Source organism: Streptomyces sp. AP-93 (genome assembly GCF_022808175.1).
Taxonomy (GTDB): Bacteria; Actinomycetota; Actinomycetes; order Streptomycetales; family Streptomycetaceae; genus Streptomyces.
On sequence record NZ_JALGBX010000057.1, the window covers coordinates 1 to 15,850 of the forward strand.

The window sequence follows — 15,850 nt, forward strand, 5'->3', positions numbered from 1 at the left end:
GGAAGCCACTGAAGGCAAGGACCCATAAGCCACATCCGGCCCTCCCGGGCCACCCAACAACTTACGGAGAGCCCATGGCCGGGCCGCCGCAATCGTGCTCGCCTACCTCGGCTACACGATCTGGGCCGGCGTCACCCGCGGAGCGTTCGCCGCGGTCACCTTGGCCCTCACCGGAATACCGGTGTTCCTCGGCCTGGGCGCCATCGCCGCCGGCGTCCTCGCCGTGTCCGTGCGGGTGGGCCTGGCCCGGCGCGGCATCACGGTCGAGGCCGTCCGCGCCGTCGACCCACAGGGAATCCCGTACCCCTGGTACGAGTTCACCGCCACGGACGGCGTCCCGTACACGCACTACACCCGCAAGCACAAGACGCCGACCCTCCACGTCGTCTACGACCCCCTGCGCCCCTACCGCACCAAAGTCCCGGGCTCGTTCCTCCCGGTGGTGCTGAGATACACCGCCGCCTACCTCTGCGCGTTCGCGATGCTGGCCCTCGCCGCATTCATGACCTACGAGGCCTTCCGCCGGTGACGGTCAGCCCGCCGGGCGGCCCGCCCGTCACCCCACCGGCGTGAGCAGGGCGTCCGCGATGGCCGTCCGGGCGTACAGGACCGAACGGCCGGCGCGGTGGCCGGTGACCAGGCCCGCGTCGCGCAGGGCCGTGAGGTGCTGGGAGACCGCGGCGGCGGACAGGCCGCTGTGCCGGGCCAGTTGGGTGGTGGAGGCCGGGGTGTCCAGTTCGGAGAGCAGCAGGGTGCGCGAGCGGCCCAGTACGGCGGCCACCGCGTCGGTGGCCTTGGTCGCGCGGGGCTCCCAGAGGGTGCCGATCCCCCGGGCCGGGTAGGCCAGCTGGAGCGGGTCGGGGGCCACCGAGCGGGTCAGGATCCGGGGCCAGGCGAAGGCCGAGGGCACCAGCAGCAGTCCGGCGCCGGTCTGGTCGCGGGTCAGCGCGCAGGCCCGGCGGACCATGCGCAGGGTTCCGTCGTCCCAACTGACGGTGTCGTGGAGCTCGTTGAGGACATGGGCGGAGCCGTGCTCGGCGACCTGCCGGGCCCGGTGGAACACGTCGGCTTCGAGGAGCTGGCGGATCCGGGGCCAGTAGGGCGCGAGCGCGAGTTCCCAGTACGCCTGGATCTCGTCGGTGACCTTCTCCAGTACGGCTTCGGGGTCCTCGTGGAGCAGCCTCAGGCGCGCCACCGGCCGGGCACTTCCACCTCGGGACTTGCCCGCGATCGTGTCCAGGTCGAAGCGCACGTTCTCCGGGCTGCCGGCGCGGATGGCCGCCAGCTCGGCGGCCAGTTCCGGAAAGGGGCCGGCCGGGGTCGGGTTGAGGAAGTCCGCGAGGTAGCCGGCGCCCGGGATCAGCGCGGCGAGCCAGCCCCGGTCCAGGCCCGCGCTCCGCAGCCGGGGCCGCACCTGCGCGGCCCAGCGGCGGTGCAGCGGCGGATCGGTCTCGGTGTTCAGCAGCCGGAAGCTGGTGACGACCTCCCACATCGGAGACACCGCGAAGCGGGTCTGCGCCAGGTCGGCCGCGGAGAAGCTCAGTGCGTATTCCATGGCCCTGCGTGCCCCCGTCGCCGCCCGTTGGATTCGGCCCCACCTTAATCAATGGGACCCGCGGCCGTCCGGGCGCAGGCTCCTGTCATGCCCTCCTCCTTCCGCGGTCTCCCGCCCCTCGTCTGGAACCTGTTCGCCGGTTCGATCATCAACCGGCTCGGCTACCTCGTCACCCCCTTCCTGGTCTTCCTCCTCGCCGACCGGGGCATCACCGGATCCGACATCTCCTTCGTGCTCGGCGCGCTCGGCGCCGGCCACCTGCTCGGCCCGGCCGTCGGCGGGCTGCTCGCCGACCGGATCGGCCGCCGTCCGACCATGCTGATCGGGCTCATCGGCTCCGCCGTCGCCCAGGGCGCGCTGTTCCTGGCCCCGGGGGTCTGGACGATGGCCGCCTCCGCGCTGCTGCTCAGCACCGCCGGAGCCACCGTCCCGCCCGCCGCGTTCGCCATGCTGGCCGACGCGGTGGACACCGGCTGGCGGCAGAAGGCCTACGCCCTGTTCAACTGGGGCGTCAACATCGGCACGGCCGTCGCCGGCGTCCTCGGCGGCTTCCTCGCCGCGCACGGGTACTGGCTGCTCTTCGCCGTCGACGCCGGTTCGGCGCTCGTCTACGCCGCCGTGGTCGCGACCCGGCTGCGCGAACCGGCCCGCACCGCTCCGGCCAAGACCGCGGGCCTGGGCTACGGGGTCGTCCTGCGCGACCGGCTGCTGCTCCTGCTGCTCCCGCTGCTCGGGATCCAGCTGTTCGTGTACTCGCTGACCGAGGTGGCGCTGCCGCTGGCCGTCCGCGACAGCGGGCTCTCGCCGGCCGTGTACGGGGCCCTGGCCGCGGTCAACGCCGTCCTGGTGGTGGCCCTCCAGCCGTTCGTGACGGCCAGGCTGTCGGGTCTGCCGCAGCTGCCGGTGCAGGCGGCGGGCAGTGCGCTGATCGCCGGCGGGGTGGCGCTGACCGGGCTCGCGGATTCCGTCACCGGGTACGTGGTCTCGGTGGTCGTCTGGTCGCTCGGCGAGCTGGCCGTGGCCGGCATCGCGGCCTCGCTGGTGGCCGATCTCGCCCCGGCCGACGCCCGTGGCCGCTACCAGGGCGCCTTCAGCTGGACCTGGGGCCTGGCCCGCTTCTCCGCCCTCACCCTGGGCGTCGCCGTCTACACCGGGGTCGGGCCGGGCGTCCTGTGGTGGGGGGCCCTCGTCGCCGGACTGCTCGCGGCGGCCGCCACCCTGACCCTGCGCACCCGCATCATGGTCCGGACGGAGCATGCGCTGGCGGCCTGACGGTCCCAGGTCCACCAGGTCGCGACGCCCGGCACGGCACCGGCTAGACGGATTCGATCCGGATGCGGTGGGCGCCGAGCAGGCGCTTCATGTCGTCCAGATCGGAGGTGAGGACATTGACCATGTCGCCCCGCCGTGATGCGATGACGGCGATCGACGCCAGCACCGCGTCAATCGCGTACTTGTGACCGTGCAGGCCCGCTTCCCTCAGGAGGGAGCGGGCCGTCGCAATGATCTCGTCATCGGTATGCACGATGTCGACGCTCGACAGGAACCAGTCCCACGCCTGCTGCCGGACACCGGCCCGGGGGTCCCACGCCTCCAGCGGCGTGAGCGACGAGGTGACCACGCGCATCTCGCGGTTGGGCGCTCGCCTGATCATGCCCCGTACCTCGCGATCACCTCGGGCGGCCTTGGACAGCGCTTCGGAGTCGAGTACGAGGATCCGTGGCTGCGAAATCGGGCCCGGTGCGGTGCGCGGCGTCATGCGGCCGCCTTCCCCTCGAGCGGGTCCACCTCGCCCTCGCGTCCACCTTCGTCTCTGCCTGCGTGCCAGGCGTCCATGGCATCCAGACGGGCGTCCGCGGCGCGGAGCTCCTCATCGGTGAGCGGCCCGTACTCCTCGTCCAAAAGGTCCGACAGCCCGCGCAGCTTGTCCATGGCCACCTTGTGCTCCACAGCGGCGGTCACGTACGCGGAAACGCCGCGCTCGTCCACCGATGCCTTGATGTATTCCAGCACCTCGTCAGGCAAGGTGATGGTGACCTTCTTAGTTGCCATAAGCCGAGTATGGGTACTGCTCGCAGGCGCTGTCATCACCCACAAGGGTCAAACTGCTAAGCCGGGAACTTGCGGTCCACCCACCGGAAGGTGAACTCGATGAGGGTGGCCGCGACGGCGGCGATGCCCACGGCGGCCCACGGCATCACGGCGCCCTCCAGCTTGAGCTGGAAGAAGTCCTGCAGCCAGGGCACGACGAGCACGATCAGGAACGCCCCGCCCATCGCGCCGACCAGGCCGACCCGCCACCAGGTGTAGGGGCGGGCGATGATCACCAGGACCCACATCGAGGTCAGGAACAGCGCGAGCGTCGCGGCGCTGGTCTCGGCCTTGAGGGCGTCGGGGCCGGTGTAGTGGTGGCGGGCGATCACGTACGTCACGAAGCAGGCGACGGCGGCGATGACCCCGCCCGGGATCGCGTACCGCATCACGCGTTTCACGAAGTGCGGCTTGGCCCGCTCCTTGTTGGGCGCCAGCGCCAGGAAGAAGGCCGGGATGCCGATGGTCAGCGTCGACAGCAGCGTCAGGTGGCGCGGCAGGAACGGGTACTCGACCTGGGAGCAGACCACCAGGACGGCCAGCAGCACCGAGTAGACCGTCTTCGTGAGGAAGAGGGTGGCGACGCGGGTGATGTTGCCGATGACCCGGCGGCCCTCGGCCACCACCGAGGGCAGGGTGGAGAAACTGTTGTTGAGAAGGACGATCTGCGCGACGGCCCGGGTCGCCTCCGAGCCGGAGCCCATCGAGACGCCGATGTCGGCGTCCTTGAGCGCGAGCACGTCGTTGACCCCGTCGCCGGTCATCGCGACGGTGTGGCCCCGGGACTGGAGGGCGGCGACCATGTCGCGCTTCTGCTGCGGGGTGACCCGCCCGAAGACGGCGTTCTGGTCGAGCACCTCGGCCATGGCGCCCCGGTCGGCGGGGAGCCCCCGTGCGTCGATGGTGTTCTCGGCGCCGGGCAGGCCCAGCTTCCCGGCGACCGCACCGACCGAGACCGCGTTGTCCCCGGAGATGACCTTGGCCTTGACGTCCTGGTCCTCGAAGTAGCGCAGGGTGTCGGCGGCGTCCGGGCGCAGCCGCTGCTCCAGGACGACGAGGGCGGTCGGCTTGACCCCCGTGGCCACGGCCGCGTCGTCGAGTTCGAGGGCGGCCCGTCCCAGCAGGAGGACCCGCAGGCCCTGTTCGTTGAGCTCGTTGATCTCCTCCAGGGCCGGGTCGCCGGCCGGGAGCAGCACGTCGGGGGCGCCGAGCAGCCAGGTGTTGTTCTCGCCGTCGCCCTCGCTGAAGCTGGCGCCGCTGTACTTGCGGGCCGAGGAGAAGGGCAGCGATTCCGTGCAGCGCCACTCGGCGCTGTCGGGGTAGGCGTCGATGATCGCCTGGAGGCTGGCGTTGGGGCGGGGGTCGCTCTCGCCGAGCGCGCCGAGCACCTTCTTGACGTACGCGGCGTCCGCGCCGCCGAGCGGGCGGCACTCGGTGACGTCCATGCCGCCCTCGGTGAGGGTGCCGGTCTTGTCGAGGCAGACCACGTCCACGCGGGCGAGCCCCTCGATGGCGGGCAGCTCCTGCACCAGGCACTGCTTGCGGCCGAGCCGGATGACGCCGATGGCGAAGGCGACGGAGGTGAGGAGGACGAGGCCTTCGGGGATCATCGGGACGATGCCGCCGACGGTGCGGGCGATGGCGTCCTTGAGGTTGTTGTCCTTGACGATCAGCTGGCTGATGATCAGGCCGATGGAGGTCGGGATCATCATCCAGGTGACGTACTTGAGGATGGTGGAGATGCCGGAGCGCAGCTCGGAGTGGACGAGCGTGAACCGGGAGGCCTCTTCGGCGAGCTGGGCGGCGTAGGCCTCGCGGCCGACCTTGGTGGCGGTGAAGGCGCCGCCGCCGGCGACGACGAACGAGCCGGACATGACGGGGTCGCCGGGCTTCTTCAGGACGGGGTCGGCTTCGCCGGTGAGGAGGGATTCGTCGATCTCCAGGCCGTCGGCCTCGCCGACGAGCCCGTCGACGACGACCTTGTCGCCGGGGCCGAGCTCGATGACGTCGCCGAGGACGATCTCGGAGGTGGAGATCTCGGCGGTGCGCCCGTCGCGGCGGACGCTGGGTTTGGCCTCGCCGATGACGGCGAGGCTGTCCAGGGTCTTCTTGGCGCGCATTTCCTGGATGATGCCGATGCCGGTGTTCGCGATGATCACGAAGCCGAAGAGGCTGTCCTGGATCGGCGCGACGAAGAACATGACCACCCACAGGACGCCGATGATGGCGTTGAAGCGGGTGAAGACGTTGGCGCGGACGATGTCGGCCGTGGAGCGGCTGCTGCGGACGGGGACGTCGTTGACGGCTCCGCGGGCGACGCGCTCGGCGACTTCCGCGGTGGTCAGCCCGCCCGGCTTGAACCGGGGTGCGGGTGGCGGGACCGGGTGTACGGGATCGAGCTCGGCCCCCGCGTCGATGGCGGTCCCGGCGGGTGCCGTGCCGGCGCTGCCGCCGTGCTCCGGTCCCTCTGATTCGATCTGCGCCCGCTCCGTCATGGTTTCGACGGTAAAGGGGGATCCAACGGTTCACCCGCCGAAAAGTCGGAAGATCCGACTTCGGGATGAGCCGAATCCTCCCCTGGTAGGGCACATTCAGCCTCGCCGGCGTTTGAGGCGCGGGGGTCCGGGGGCGGAGCCCCCGGCAACGGCGCCGCACGTACCCCCCGGGGAGCGGGCCCACCCCCGGGGCGGCGGGCTAGCCCGCCTGGGGAGCCGGGCCCGCCTGGCCGGCTTCGTCCCGAGCGGCCTGCTCAGCCGCATGCCGCTTCAGAGCGGCATCGCGGCCGCGGACGTACCAGAGGCCGATCAGGCCGAGGACCCCGCCGACCGCGCAGGTCCAGACCCACCACAGCATGCCCCGGTCCGCGAACCACCCGTAGAAGGGGAGCTGAAAGAGAAAAAGGGCGAACCAGATGATCGTGCCGCCTGCGACGGTGCCGACGATCGGACCCTCGAGGGGCTCGGGGGCCTCGTGCTGCGCAGTCCATTTCGCCATGGGGCCAAGTCTAGGCCGGTCGGCGGAGGGTCTACGCGCGGAGATAGACGCCCCTTCGTTCATGTGTTCATACTGAAACGGTTTGGGCTTGGCCCGTTTTCGTCGTATGAAACCACCACTGAGGACCAGGACCCCCATGAGCACGACGGCCCCTGTGGACCGCTATTTCAAGATCTCCGAGCGCGGCTCGACCATCGGCCGCGAGGTCCGCGGCGGTTTCGCCACCTTCTTCGCGATGGCCTACATCATCGTGCTGAACCCGATCATCCTCGGCAGCGCGAAGGACGTGTACGGGAACCAGCTCGACGGCGGCCAGCTGGTCACCGCCACCGTGCTGACGGCCGCCTTCACCACCCTCCTGATGGGTGTGATCGGCAACGTCCCGATCGCGCTCGCGGCCGGACTCGGCGTCAACACCGTCGTCGCCCTCCAGCTCGCCCCGCGCATGAGCTGGCCCGACGCCATGGGCATGGTGGTCCTGGCGGGCTTCGTGGTGATGCTGCTGGTCGCCACGGGCCTGCGCGAGCGGGTCATGAACGCCGTCCCGCTCGGCCTGCGCAAGGGCATCGCGATCGGCATCGGCCTGTTCATCCTGCTGATCGGCCTGGTCGACTCGGGCTTCATCTCCCGCATCCCGGACCTCGCGCACACCACGGTCCCGATCCAGCTCGGCGGCAACGGCCACCTGCACGGCTGGCCCGTCCTGATCTTCGTGGTCGGCGTCCTGCTGACGCTCACCCTGATCATCCGCAAGACCCCCGGCGCGATCCTGATCTCCATCGTGGCCATGACCGTCGCCGCCCTGGTGATCCAGCTGATCACCAAGCTCCCGGACACCGCCTGGGGCCTGACGGTCCCGGAGTGGCCGGGCAACCCGGTGGCCGCGCCCGACTTCGGCCTCGTCGGCCAGGTCAGCCTGTTCGGCGGCTTCGGCAAGGTCGGCATGCTGACGGGCATCCTGTTCGTCTTCACCGTGCTGCTGTCCACCTTCTTCGACGCGATGGGCACCATCCTCGGCATCGGCGACGAGGCGAAGCTGACGAAGCCGGACGGCACCTTCCCCGGCATCAACCGGGTGCTGTTCGTGGACGGCATCGCCGTCGCCGCGGGCGGCGCGACCTCCTCCTCGGCCACCACCTGCTTCGTGGAGTCCACGGCGGGCGTCGGCGAGGGGGCCAGGACGGGCCTGGCGAACATCGTGACGGGCGGCCTCTTCACCGTGTCGCTGTTCCTCACGCCGCTCGCCACGATGGTCCCCTCGCAGGCGGCCACGCCCGCTCTCGTCGCGGTCGGCTTCCTGATCATGGCCGGTTCGGTCAGGGACATCGACTGGAACGACTTCACGATCGCCGTCCCGGCCTTCCTGGCCATGGTGATGATGCCGTTCACGTACTCGATCACCAACGGCATCGGCATCGGCTTCGTGGCCTTCTCCGTACTGCGACTGGCGGCCGGCCGGGGCCGCGAGGTCCCGGTGGCCATGTACGTCGTGTCGGCGGTCTTCGTCTTCTACTACGCCATGCCGGCGCTGGGCCTCACGTAAGCCCGTAGAACTTCTCCGTCTCGTCGACGGCCGCCTTGAAGCGTTCGTCGAAATCGTCGCGAATGAGCGTCCGGACCACATAGTCCTGGACGCTCATTCCGCGTTTGGCGGCATGAGTCCGGAGCCTGTCGAGGAGCTCCCCGTCTATGCGCATGCTCAGCACATGTGTCCCCATGCCGAAAGAGTCGGGGCACAGGGCATGGACGCGTGTCACTTTCCGGAGCCGACTCACCCGTACGAGTGACACCGGATCAGTGGTGTTCCTTAGGTAGAGTAATGAGTTACTCTAAAGAACATGCATGACCTTTCCCATGGCGAGGACGCAGCCGCCGTCAACGACCTCCGCTCCGCCGTCATGCGGCTGGGCCGGCGCCTCAAGCACCAGCGCGTCGACGAATCGCTGAGCCCGACCGAGATGTCGGTCCTCGGCACCCTCGCCCGCTGCGGCCAGGCCACCCCCGGTGAGCTGGCCCGGCGCGAGCACGTGCAGCCGCCGTCCATGACGCGCATCGTCGCGTTGCTGGAAGCCAAGGGACTGGTCACGCTGGAACCGCACCCCGACGACCGCCGCCAGAAGGTGGTCCGCCAGACGGAGGAGGCCGAAGCGATGCTCGAAGAGAGCCGTCGCAAGCGCAACGCCTTCCTCGCCGGGCTCGCGGACGGGCTGACCGAGGACGAATGGGCGAAGCTGCGCGAAGCCGCGCCCGTCCTGGACAAGCTCGCGCACCTATAGGAACGACGCCAGGAGGCGAACCTTTTTGAGTACGGGACCCGGAGCAGACTCCGCCCCCGGCCACACACCCACCACTACGCACGCTTCGGGCCCCCCGAAGACCAAGAACTCGATGTTCAGCTCGCTGAAGATCCGGAACTACCGGCTCTTCGCCACGGGCCAGGCCGTCTCGAACACCGGCACCTGGATGCAGCGCATCGCCCAGGACTGGCTGGTCCTGTCGCTGACCGGATCCGCCTCCGCGGTCGGCATCACCATCGCGCTGCAGTTCCTGCCGATGATGCTGTTCGGGCTCTACGGCGGCGTACTCGCCGACCGGCTCCCCAAGCGGCCGCTGCTGCTCTGCACCCAGGCGGCCATGGGCCTCACCGGCCTCGCACTCGGTGTCCTCACCCTCGCCGGGCACGTCAACGTCTGGCACGTCTACCTCGCCGCCTTCCTCCTCGGCCTGGTCACCGTCGTGGACAACCCGGCCCGCCAGACCTTCGTCTCCGAGATGGTCGGCAAGGACCAGGTGGCCAACGCGGTCAGCCTGAACTCGGCGAACTTCCAGTCCGCGCGACTGGTCGGCCCCGCCATCGCCGGTGTCCTCATCACCGCCGTCGGCTCCGGCTGGGCCTTCCTGCTCAACGGCCTGTCCTTCGCTGCGCCGATCGCGGCCCTGATGCTGATGCGCACGCGCGAACTGCACCAGGTCGAGGTCCAGCCGCGCGCGAAGGGCCAGCTCCGCGAAGGCCTGCGGTACGTCGCCGGACGCCCCGAGCTGATCTGGCCGATCGTGCTCGTCGGCTTCATCGGCACGTTCGGCTTCAACTTCCCGATCTGGCTGTCCGCCTTCGTCAGCAAGGTCTTCCACGGTGACGCGGGCACGTACGGGCTCTTCAACACCCTGATCGCGGCGGGCTCCCTGGCGGGCGCGCTGCTGGCGGCCCGGCGCGGCCTCTCGCGCCTGCGGCTGCTGGTCGCGGCGGCGGTGCTCTTCTCCGTCCTCCTGCTGGTGACGGCGTTCGCGCCGAGCTTCTGGCTGTTCGCGGCACTGCTGGTGCCGATCGGGGTCTTCGGGCTGACGGTCAACGTCACCGCCAACTCCAGCGTCCAGATGGCCACCGACCCCGAGATGCGGGGCCGGGTGATGGCCCTGTTCATGATGGTCTTCACCGGCGGCACCCCGATCGGGGCTCCGCTGGTCGGATGGGTCACGGACACGTACGGCGCGCGGATCGGCATGGCCGCGGGCGGAGTGGTCTCCCTGGCCGCCGCCGTCACGATCGGCCTGATCCTGTCCCGCATCGGCAACCTCCGCCTCAGCGTGAGCCGCCACGGCGTGACGTTCGTCCCGTCGGACCGCCGCCAGCTGGTCACGGCGGCGTAGTGCCTCGCGGGGCCGGGGCCCCAGGGACCGTGCGGCCCGGCTTCCCGGGGCTCCGCCCCGGACCCCGCGCCTCAAACGCCGGCGGGGCTGAAATTGCCGGCCAAATCCAGCTCCGCCGGCGTTTGAGGCGATCTTTCAGCCCCTCCGGCGTTTGAGGAGCGGGGGTCCGGGGGCAGGCCCCCGGCAACGGCGCCGCACCGGGCTCCCCCGCTAGGCTCGGGCCATGAGACTGTTCGCAGCCGTCATTCCGCCCGCGACGGCGGTCGCAGAACTGGCCGGGGCCGTGCGCGGCCTCAAGGACGACCGGCTCCGCTGGACCGCGGAAGCGGGTTGGCACTTCACGCTCGCCTTCATGGGCGAAGTGCGGGAGGAGCTGCTCCCCGAGCTCCACACACGCCTCGCCCGCGCCGCGGCCCGGAGCGCACCCTTCCGGCTCCGGATCCACGGCTCCGGCCAGTTCGGCCACCGCTCCCTGTGGGCCGGCGCCGCCGGGGACCTCGACGCCCTGCGCATGCTCGCCGAGCGCGCCGACGCCGCCGCACGGCGCTCCGGGGTGCCGATGGACCAGCACCACCGCTACACCCCCCACCTCACCCTCGGCCGGCTCCGCGACGAGCGGGACGACGTCCGCCCCTACTGCACGGCCCTGGCCTCCTTCGAGGGCACCGCCTGGCAGGTCGGCGAGCTCAGCCTGGTCCGCAGCAACCTGCCCGACTCCGGCGTCCCCGGCGAGCAGCCCCGCTACGAGGTCGTCGGCTCCTGGGAACTGGGAGAGCCCGCCCCTCCGTACGAAGGGCGGGCCCGGTCGCGTTAGGCTCGACGGGTGGATCCCAAGACCAGAAACCGCGTCATGGCCGGTGTGCTCGTACTGATGTTCCTCGTGGTGGCCGTGGCCGCCGCGGTGGGCCAGTAGCCCCCTGGCCCCGTAGCGCGGCGCCTACCAGGCGAACGCCTCCGGAGCCGGCCCCGGCCCCGGGAACACCTCGTCCAGCCCGGCCAGCACCTCCGGCGACAGCTCCAGCTCCACCGCCCGCAGCGCGGACGCGAGCTGCTCCGGCGTACGCGGCCCGACGATCGGGCCCGTGACCCCGGGACGCGTCAGCAGCCAGGCCAGGGCGACCTCGCCGGGCTCCAGTCCGTGCTTGTCCAGCAGGTCCTCGTACGCCTGCACCTGCGCCCGTACGGAACTGTTCGCGAGCGCGTCCGCCGAGCGGCCACTCGCCGTCCGCCCGGACTCCGACGCCTTGCGGATGGCCCCGCCCAGCAGACCGCCGTGCAGCGGGGACCACGGGATGACGCCGAGCCCGTACGCCTCGGCCGCCGGGATGATCTCCAGCTCGGCCCGCCGCTCGGCGAGGTTGTAGAGGCACTGCTCGCTCACCAGGCCGAGCCGCCCCGAGCGCGCCGCGGCCTCGTTGGCCTGGGCGATCTTCCAGCCGGGGAAGTTCGAGGAGCCGGCGTACAGCACCTTGCCCTGCTGGATCAGGACCTCGACGGCCTGCCAGATCTCCTCGAAGGGCGTCAGCCGGTCCACGTGGTGGAACTGGTAGATGTCGATGTAGTCGGTGTTCAGGCGCTTGAGGCTGGCGTCGACGGCCCGCCGGATGTTCAGCGCCGACAGACGGTCGTAGTTGGGCCACGGGTCGCCCTCGGCGGCCATGCTCCCGTAAACCTTGGTGGCGAGGACCGTCTTCTCGCGACGGCCGCCGCCCTGGCCGAACCAGGTACCGATGATCTCCTCGGTACGGCCCTTGTTCTCGCCCCATCCGTACACGTTGGCCGTGTCTACGAGGTTCATACCCGCATCCAGGGCGGTATCCAGGATTCCGTGGCTGGTGGGTTCGTCCGTCTGCGGGCCGAAGTTCATCGTGCCGAGTACGAGTCGGCTGACCTTGAGTCCGGTGCGTCCGAGCTGTGTGTACTTCATGGGGTGCAAGCCAACTACTTCGAGTCCACTCCATGCAAGGGCTACCCGGCTAGCTGCCCGTTCTTGTGCGTCAAGCGTGCTCGGTCAGTTCTCACTGTGCACCGCTGACAAGTCGCGGACGCGGCGCCTGAAGTCCATGGGGACCAGCACCTGCACGCGACCCCGTGCCTCCTCCCACATCCCGTCATGCCCCACCTGTGTCCTGGCTTGCGCAGCGGTCGCAGGAGGCAGCTGCTCAGCGTGGATGACCGCCTTGATTCCAGCCGCTCTGAGTTCCTTGCCCTTCTCGTGTGGGGTCGTCAGCCTCGACCAACGTTCCCGATAGGTCTCGCCCGTCGGGATCTCTTCCCACGTATCCAAGCGGGTGGGCTGAGCCAGGAGCTGCTCCCGCCGTGCGTCCAGCCTCTTGTACGTCTCCCGGTACTCCTGCTTGCCGAGCTCGCTGGAGTAGAGACCGGCTTCGCGGTCCTCTCGGGCTTCGGCCAAAACGCGGTTGACGTCTTCGATGTCCCGCGCGAAGTCGACACCAGGGCGGAAGACCTTCCGTACGATCTCGACGTCGCCAGCCACACACAGGAAGACCTCCTCCACCACTCCTTCCAGGACATGGGCCGCAATGCCCTTGCTCCCCGTGGGGCACGGCTTGTGCGTGGTCCGGGACGCACACCGGTAGTACGGCCAGCTCCGCCCCGGGGCGAGGTAGGCCGGTTCTCCGCAGGTGCAGAAGGCGACCCTCAGCATCGGGGACCCGCCCTTGCGGTTGCCGTTGCGCTTACTGGTGTTCCCGTCCAGCTTCTGGTTGGCCAGCTCCCACTCTTCCTGAGTGATCAGTGGGTCCGCACGCTGGAGCGGACGGCCTTCCGTGTCCCGGACGACGCAGGTTCGCTTCGTCTGCTGGCCATCGATGACGGCTTCCTCCGTCACCTCCATCTGGCCGAGAACATTCCGAGAGCGCACCACTTTCGCCGTGTTCGCGGCGGTCCATCGGCTGCCTTTCGGCGGCTTCCCGTTCCTGATCATCTGGGCATCGAGCGATGCCGGAGTCTTGGCCGGATCCTCGTTGAGCCACTGCGCGATGCTGTTGGCCGACTCCCCGTCGATGAGTCGGCGGACAATCTCACGCAGCGTCCCTGCCGTGTCCGTTCCGTAGTCGTCCGGGACCAACCCCCAGCCGTCACCGGTTCCTTGCTTCTCCGCCCGATAGCCGTACGGAATCCGGCCACCGCGCCAACGCCCCTCCTTCACCAGATGGTTGTACGAGGACTTCGCCCGGGCCTTGATAGCTTCCAGCTCCCCTTCAGCGAAGGATGCGATCAAGCTGAACAACAATTTGCCCATCGGCGTGTTCAGGTTGATCCCGTCTTCGACGGTAGCCACCTCCTTGCCGTGCTTCTCGCACCACTCCACGAGCGTGTGGACGTGAAGGACACGCCGCGAGAGGCGGTCGAGCTTCAGCGCACAGATGATGTCGAACTCGTCGGCCCGTGACTCCTCCAGTCCAATCCGGTGCTCGATCGAGCTGACCTCTTTACCGATGGTGGACGGCAGCCACTTACTGAAGTCAGGGCGCTTCCACGGCTCGATGCCGCCGGAAACATCGATGTCCTCGACCCACCCGACAACGACATGCCCCTCCTGGTCCGCCCATCGTTGAATCGATCGGCGCTGGCGCTCCGGCGATGTGGTCTCGTCCGAAATCTTCGAAAGACGGACCACACCCAGGACCCTTGCCACAATGTTCCCCCCATCCCTGTGGTGCTTGGGGATAGACGCTAGGGGCCCAACCGGGATGGCGTCAAAATTGTCCCTTTGATATCGCAAATACGTACGGGTGGAGAGATCAAGGGGCAACATCGAGGAGATCACTCGTACCGGCTTCGACCAGGGCGACGACTGCGAGAAAGGAGCTCCTCGCCACCAAGGTCTACGGGAGCATGCCCGCCAAGAGCGACCCACACAAAGCGAACGGTTCACGGGAGCCTCCGTGAACCGTTCGCTAAAAAATTCCCCGATGGGAGACACCCAAGCGCCGCCTCACAGCAGACGGCCTATCATGAAAGGAGGTCAGATATCTTCTCAGCGAATTCAGCTCGCTCAGACTCCCCGACTACAGATTGAGCCCACACAGATACGGCATCTTCCCATACCCGGTCCGTCCGGACACGAGGCCCAAGATTCTCGGCGACTCGCCGAGACCAGGCGTGATGATTTTCGAGGTGCTTAGCATCCTCCACGGCATCCAGGAGATCACCAGCACGTACCCCAAGCCTCTGAGCAACAGCGTCCCAGTAATCTTCGTCAGGGTTCTGAAACACTTCCCGCTCCGGCGCAATGGTCCCAGGGAGCCTGATACAGCCGACCGCCTCTCCTTGATCCGCGTCGAGCACAGCAACAGATCTGCCAGGAAGTTTATTATCTTGAGCAAGACGTCCGAGAGTCTTCACCGTTGAAGCGGGACCGACAGGAGTTATCGTTATCCTCCGCCTCAAGTCCGGACGCTCATACGAGATCAAGGCCTCCACCATGACCGCAGCCTCTTTGTCCTCACAGTAGAGCGTCAACTCTGTGTGATCCACATCATCCATGAGGGACATGGCAAATTCTGGGGTGACACCATAGATCACATCCCTCATCCCGCCACGCTCAAGCTGAATATAGATTCTCGCCTCGGTGGGCAATTGCTCCAGAATGTAAGGCGAATGCGTCGACAGGATGAATTGAATTCTCTGGCTATGCGCTATAGAGAACAACTCTGCCATGAGTCGACGCTGAGCGCGCGGGTGGAGCGACGACTCGATTTCATCAATGACGACGAGCGAGTTGCGTGGAGCTGCCCGCAGCAACGTGACGAGGTCGGTCGTCGTATCCTCGCCAGCACCCTGGTGAAAATTAGAATACTCACCTTCAGGAGTCGACAGGATGCCGATCTGCTTCTGCTCGTACTTGGCCATCCTGCCGGCGACGTAGGATTTATTCATGATCCGTGCGAGCATGTTCCTGTCGGCGTCCGGAAACTCCGTCTCATCACCTCGGAACGTGGACTGCTTGGCGATCTTCCCATAGCCAATAAGCGTGTCGATCGGCTGGGTTCGACTAATGTCGAGAAAGAAGACCGACCGCCCAGCTCGCTCAGGCATCCCCCGCCATCGCTTGCTCGGCTTACGCAAACTAAGGGTATAACTAGAGACACCTTGGTGGAACTGGTAGACGAGATTCACCTTTTCCACCTGCTCCCAAGGCGTGTTGGGAAAAAAGTCGTCGGGGTAAAATACTCGCATTTTATCAGTGACGCCCGAGGCCCCGTAAGCGGCTGCAGCGGCTTTCAGTACGGTACTCTTCCCTGCTCCATTTTCTCCAGCGATCGCGGTAACAGGGAACCGGAATTCAACCGTCTCCCCCCTCCAGCCACGCAATCCACTAATGGTGATAGAGTCGAGAAACTGAGGCCATCCTCTATCCGAGTATCGAACCGTGTTCCAGTCACTTGTGAGCGGCGAAGCCGTTATGGGCACACGATTACTGCTCATTTTTCCCCTCCCTGGGCCATAACATTGGCCACCCTAGTACTCCAGCAGTACTTTGTGGCTTGACCTGGGGAAACGTCGAGCGGTGGGAGTGTAGCGGGCAGGTTGCCG

General features: G+C 68.1%; 15 protein-coding genes. 6 read left to right on the plus strand and 9 right to left on the minus strand.

What is annotated here, in order from left to right; translation table 11 throughout:
* Window positions 1-94: 94 nt before the first annotated feature.
* The gene (locus MTF69_RS42375; RefSeq protein WP_243342168.1) at window positions 95-529 is read left to right on the plus strand and encodes a hypothetical protein; all 435 of its coding nucleotides are present in this window, start codon (window positions 95-97) and stop codon (window positions 527-529) included.
* Window positions 530-556: 27 nt separating this feature from the next.
* On the opposite strand, the gene MTF69_RS42380 is transcribed toward MTF69_RS42375, so the two are convergent.
* Window positions 557-1,555, minus strand: a complete 999-nt coding sequence (locus tag MTF69_RS42380) for a DUF5937 family protein (protein ID WP_243342169.1) — start codon at window positions 1,553-1,555, stop codon at window positions 557-559.
* Window positions 1,556-1,642: 87 nt separating this feature from the next.
* On the opposite strand from MTF69_RS42380, the gene MTF69_RS42385 reads away from it, so the two are divergent.
* On the plus strand, window positions 1,643-2,827 hold the full coding sequence (locus MTF69_RS42385) for an MFS transporter (RefSeq protein ID WP_243342170.1): 1,185 nt from the start codon (window positions 1,643-1,645) through the stop codon (window positions 2,825-2,827).
* A 43-nt stretch (window positions 2,828-2,870) separates the two neighbouring features.
* On the opposite strand, the gene MTF69_RS42390 is transcribed toward MTF69_RS42385, so the two are convergent.
* From MTF69_RS42390 to MTF69_RS42405, 4 genes are all read right to left on the minus strand, one after another.
* Window positions 2,871-3,314 (minus strand): hypothetical protein, encoded by a 444-nt coding sequence (locus tag MTF69_RS42390; RefSeq protein WP_243342171.1) that lies wholly within the window; start codon window positions 3,312-3,314, stop codon window positions 2,871-2,873.
* Window positions 3,311-3,607, minus strand: a complete 297-nt coding sequence (locus MTF69_RS42395; RefSeq protein ID WP_243342172.1) for a hypothetical protein — start codon at window positions 3,605-3,607, stop codon at window positions 3,311-3,313. Before MTF69_RS42395 ends, MTF69_RS42390 begins: the two co-directional genes overlap by 4 nt.
* Before the next feature lie 56 nt (window positions 3,608-3,663).
* Window positions 3,664-6,141 carry a cation-translocating P-type ATPase gene (locus MTF69_RS42400; RefSeq protein ID WP_243342173.1) on the minus strand — a complete coding sequence of 826 codons (2,478 nt, stop codon included), beginning with the start codon at window positions 6,139-6,141 and terminating at the stop codon, window positions 3,664-3,666.
* 199 nt (window positions 6,142-6,340) lie between these two features.
* Window positions 6,341-6,640 carry a DUF2530 domain-containing protein gene (locus tag MTF69_RS42405; protein ID WP_243342174.1) on the minus strand — a complete coding sequence of 100 codons (300 nt, stop codon included), beginning with the start codon at window positions 6,638-6,640 and terminating at the stop codon, window positions 6,341-6,343.
* Between the two features lie 136 nt (window positions 6,641-6,776).
* Between MTF69_RS42405 and MTF69_RS42410 the strand changes: the two genes are divergently transcribed.
* Window positions 6,777-8,183 (plus strand): NCS2 family permease, encoded by a 1,407-nt coding sequence (locus tag MTF69_RS42410; RefSeq protein ID WP_243342175.1) that lies wholly within the window; start codon window positions 6,777-6,779, stop codon window positions 8,181-8,183.
* Here the strand turns inward: MTF69_RS42410 and MTF69_RS42415 are convergent.
* The gene (locus MTF69_RS42415) at window positions 8,176-8,358 is read right to left on the minus strand and encodes a hypothetical protein (RefSeq protein ID WP_030156886.1); all 183 of its coding nucleotides are present in this window, start codon (window positions 8,356-8,358) and stop codon (window positions 8,176-8,178) included. The two genes, MTF69_RS42410 and MTF69_RS42415, sit on opposite strands and share 8 nt — an antisense overlap.
* 120 nt (window positions 8,359-8,478) lie before the next feature.
* Here MTF69_RS42415 and MTF69_RS42420 point away from each other — a divergent pair, with 120 nt between their 5' ends.
* The 3 genes from MTF69_RS42420 to thpR all read left to right on the plus strand — a co-directional run bounded on the left by MTF69_RS42420 (window position 8,479) and on the right by thpR (window position 11,102).
* Window positions 8,479-8,916, plus strand: a complete 438-nt coding sequence (locus tag MTF69_RS42420; protein ID WP_243342176.1) for a MarR family winged helix-turn-helix transcriptional regulator — start codon at window positions 8,479-8,481, stop codon at window positions 8,914-8,916.
* A gap of 25 nt (window positions 8,917-8,941) precedes the next feature.
* A complete protein-coding gene (locus MTF69_RS42425; RefSeq protein ID WP_243342177.1) occupies window positions 8,942-10,288 on the plus strand; it encodes an MFS transporter in 1,347 nt (448 codons plus the stop codon).
* A gap of 223 nt (window positions 10,289-10,511) precedes the next feature.
* Window positions 10,512-11,102 carry an RNA 2',3'-cyclic phosphodiesterase gene (gene thpR / locus MTF69_RS42430; RefSeq protein ID WP_243342178.1) on the plus strand — a complete coding sequence of 197 codons (591 nt, stop codon included), beginning with the start codon at window positions 10,512-10,514 and terminating at the stop codon, window positions 11,100-11,102.
* Between the two features lie 123 nt (window positions 11,103-11,225).
* Here the strand turns inward: thpR and MTF69_RS42435 are convergent, their stop codons facing one another.
* The 3 genes from MTF69_RS42435 to MTF69_RS42445 all read right to left on the minus strand — a co-directional run bounded on the left by MTF69_RS42435 (window position 11,226) and on the right by MTF69_RS42445 (window position 15,742).
* The gene (locus MTF69_RS42435; RefSeq protein ID WP_243342179.1) at window positions 11,226-12,215 is read right to left on the minus strand and encodes an aldo/keto reductase; all 990 of its coding nucleotides are present in this window, start codon (window positions 12,213-12,215) and stop codon (window positions 11,226-11,228) included.
* 84 nt (window positions 12,216-12,299) lie between these two features.
* A complete protein-coding gene (locus MTF69_RS42440; RefSeq protein WP_243342180.1) occupies window positions 12,300-13,931 on the minus strand; it encodes a recombinase family protein in 1,632 nt (543 codons plus the stop codon).
* A gap of 335 nt (window positions 13,932-14,266) precedes the next feature.
* Window positions 14,267-15,742 carry an ATP-dependent endonuclease gene (locus tag MTF69_RS42445; protein ID WP_243342181.1) on the minus strand — a complete coding sequence of 492 codons (1,476 nt, stop codon included), beginning with the start codon at window positions 15,740-15,742 and terminating at the stop codon, window positions 14,267-14,269.
* Window positions 15,743-15,850 lie beyond the last annotated feature (108 nt).

Bases quoted from the DNA above. Each gene is read 5' to 3' on its own strand.
- MTF69_RS42380 (WP_243342169.1), bottom strand. From the start codon at position 1,555: ATGGAATACGCACTGAGCTTCTCCGCGGCCGACCTGGCGCAGACCCGC.
- MTF69_RS42385 (WP_243342170.1), top strand. From the start codon at position 1,643: ATGCCCTCCTCCTTCCGCGGTCTCCCGCCCCTCGTCTGGAACCTGTTC.
- MTF69_RS42390 (WP_243342171.1), bottom strand. From the start codon at position 3,314: ATGACGCCGCGCACCGCACCGGGCCCGATTTCGCAGCCACGGATCCTC.
- MTF69_RS42395 (WP_243342172.1), bottom strand. From the start codon at position 3,607: ATGGCAACTAAGAAGGTCACCATCACCTTGCCTGACGAGGTGCTGGAA.
- MTF69_RS42400 (WP_243342173.1), bottom strand. From the start codon at position 6,141: ATGACGGAGCGGGCGCAGATCGAATCAGAGGGACCGGAGCACGGCGGC.
- MTF69_RS42405 (WP_243342174.1), bottom strand. From the start codon at position 6,640: ATGGCGAAATGGACTGCGCAGCACGAGGCCCCCGAGCCCCTCGAGGGT.
- MTF69_RS42410 (WP_243342175.1), top strand. From the start codon at position 6,777: ATGAGCACGACGGCCCCTGTGGACCGCTATTTCAAGATCTCCGAGCGC.
- MTF69_RS42415 (WP_030156886.1), bottom strand. From the start codon at position 8,358: ATGGGGACACATGTGCTGAGCATGCGCATAGACGGGGAGCTCCTCGAC.
- MTF69_RS42420 (WP_243342176.1), top strand. From the start codon at position 8,479: ATGCATGACCTTTCCCATGGCGAGGACGCAGCCGCCGTCAACGACCTC.
- thpR (WP_243342178.1), top strand. From the start codon at position 10,512: ATGAGACTGTTCGCAGCCGTCATTCCGCCCGCGACGGCGGTCGCAGAA.
- MTF69_RS42435 (WP_243342179.1), bottom strand. From the start codon at position 12,215: ATGAAGTACACACAGCTCGGACGCACCGGACTCAAGGTCAGCCGACTC.
- MTF69_RS42445 (WP_243342181.1), bottom strand. From the start codon at position 15,742: ATGAGCAGTAATCGTGTGCCCATAACGGCTTCGCCGCTCACAAGTGAC.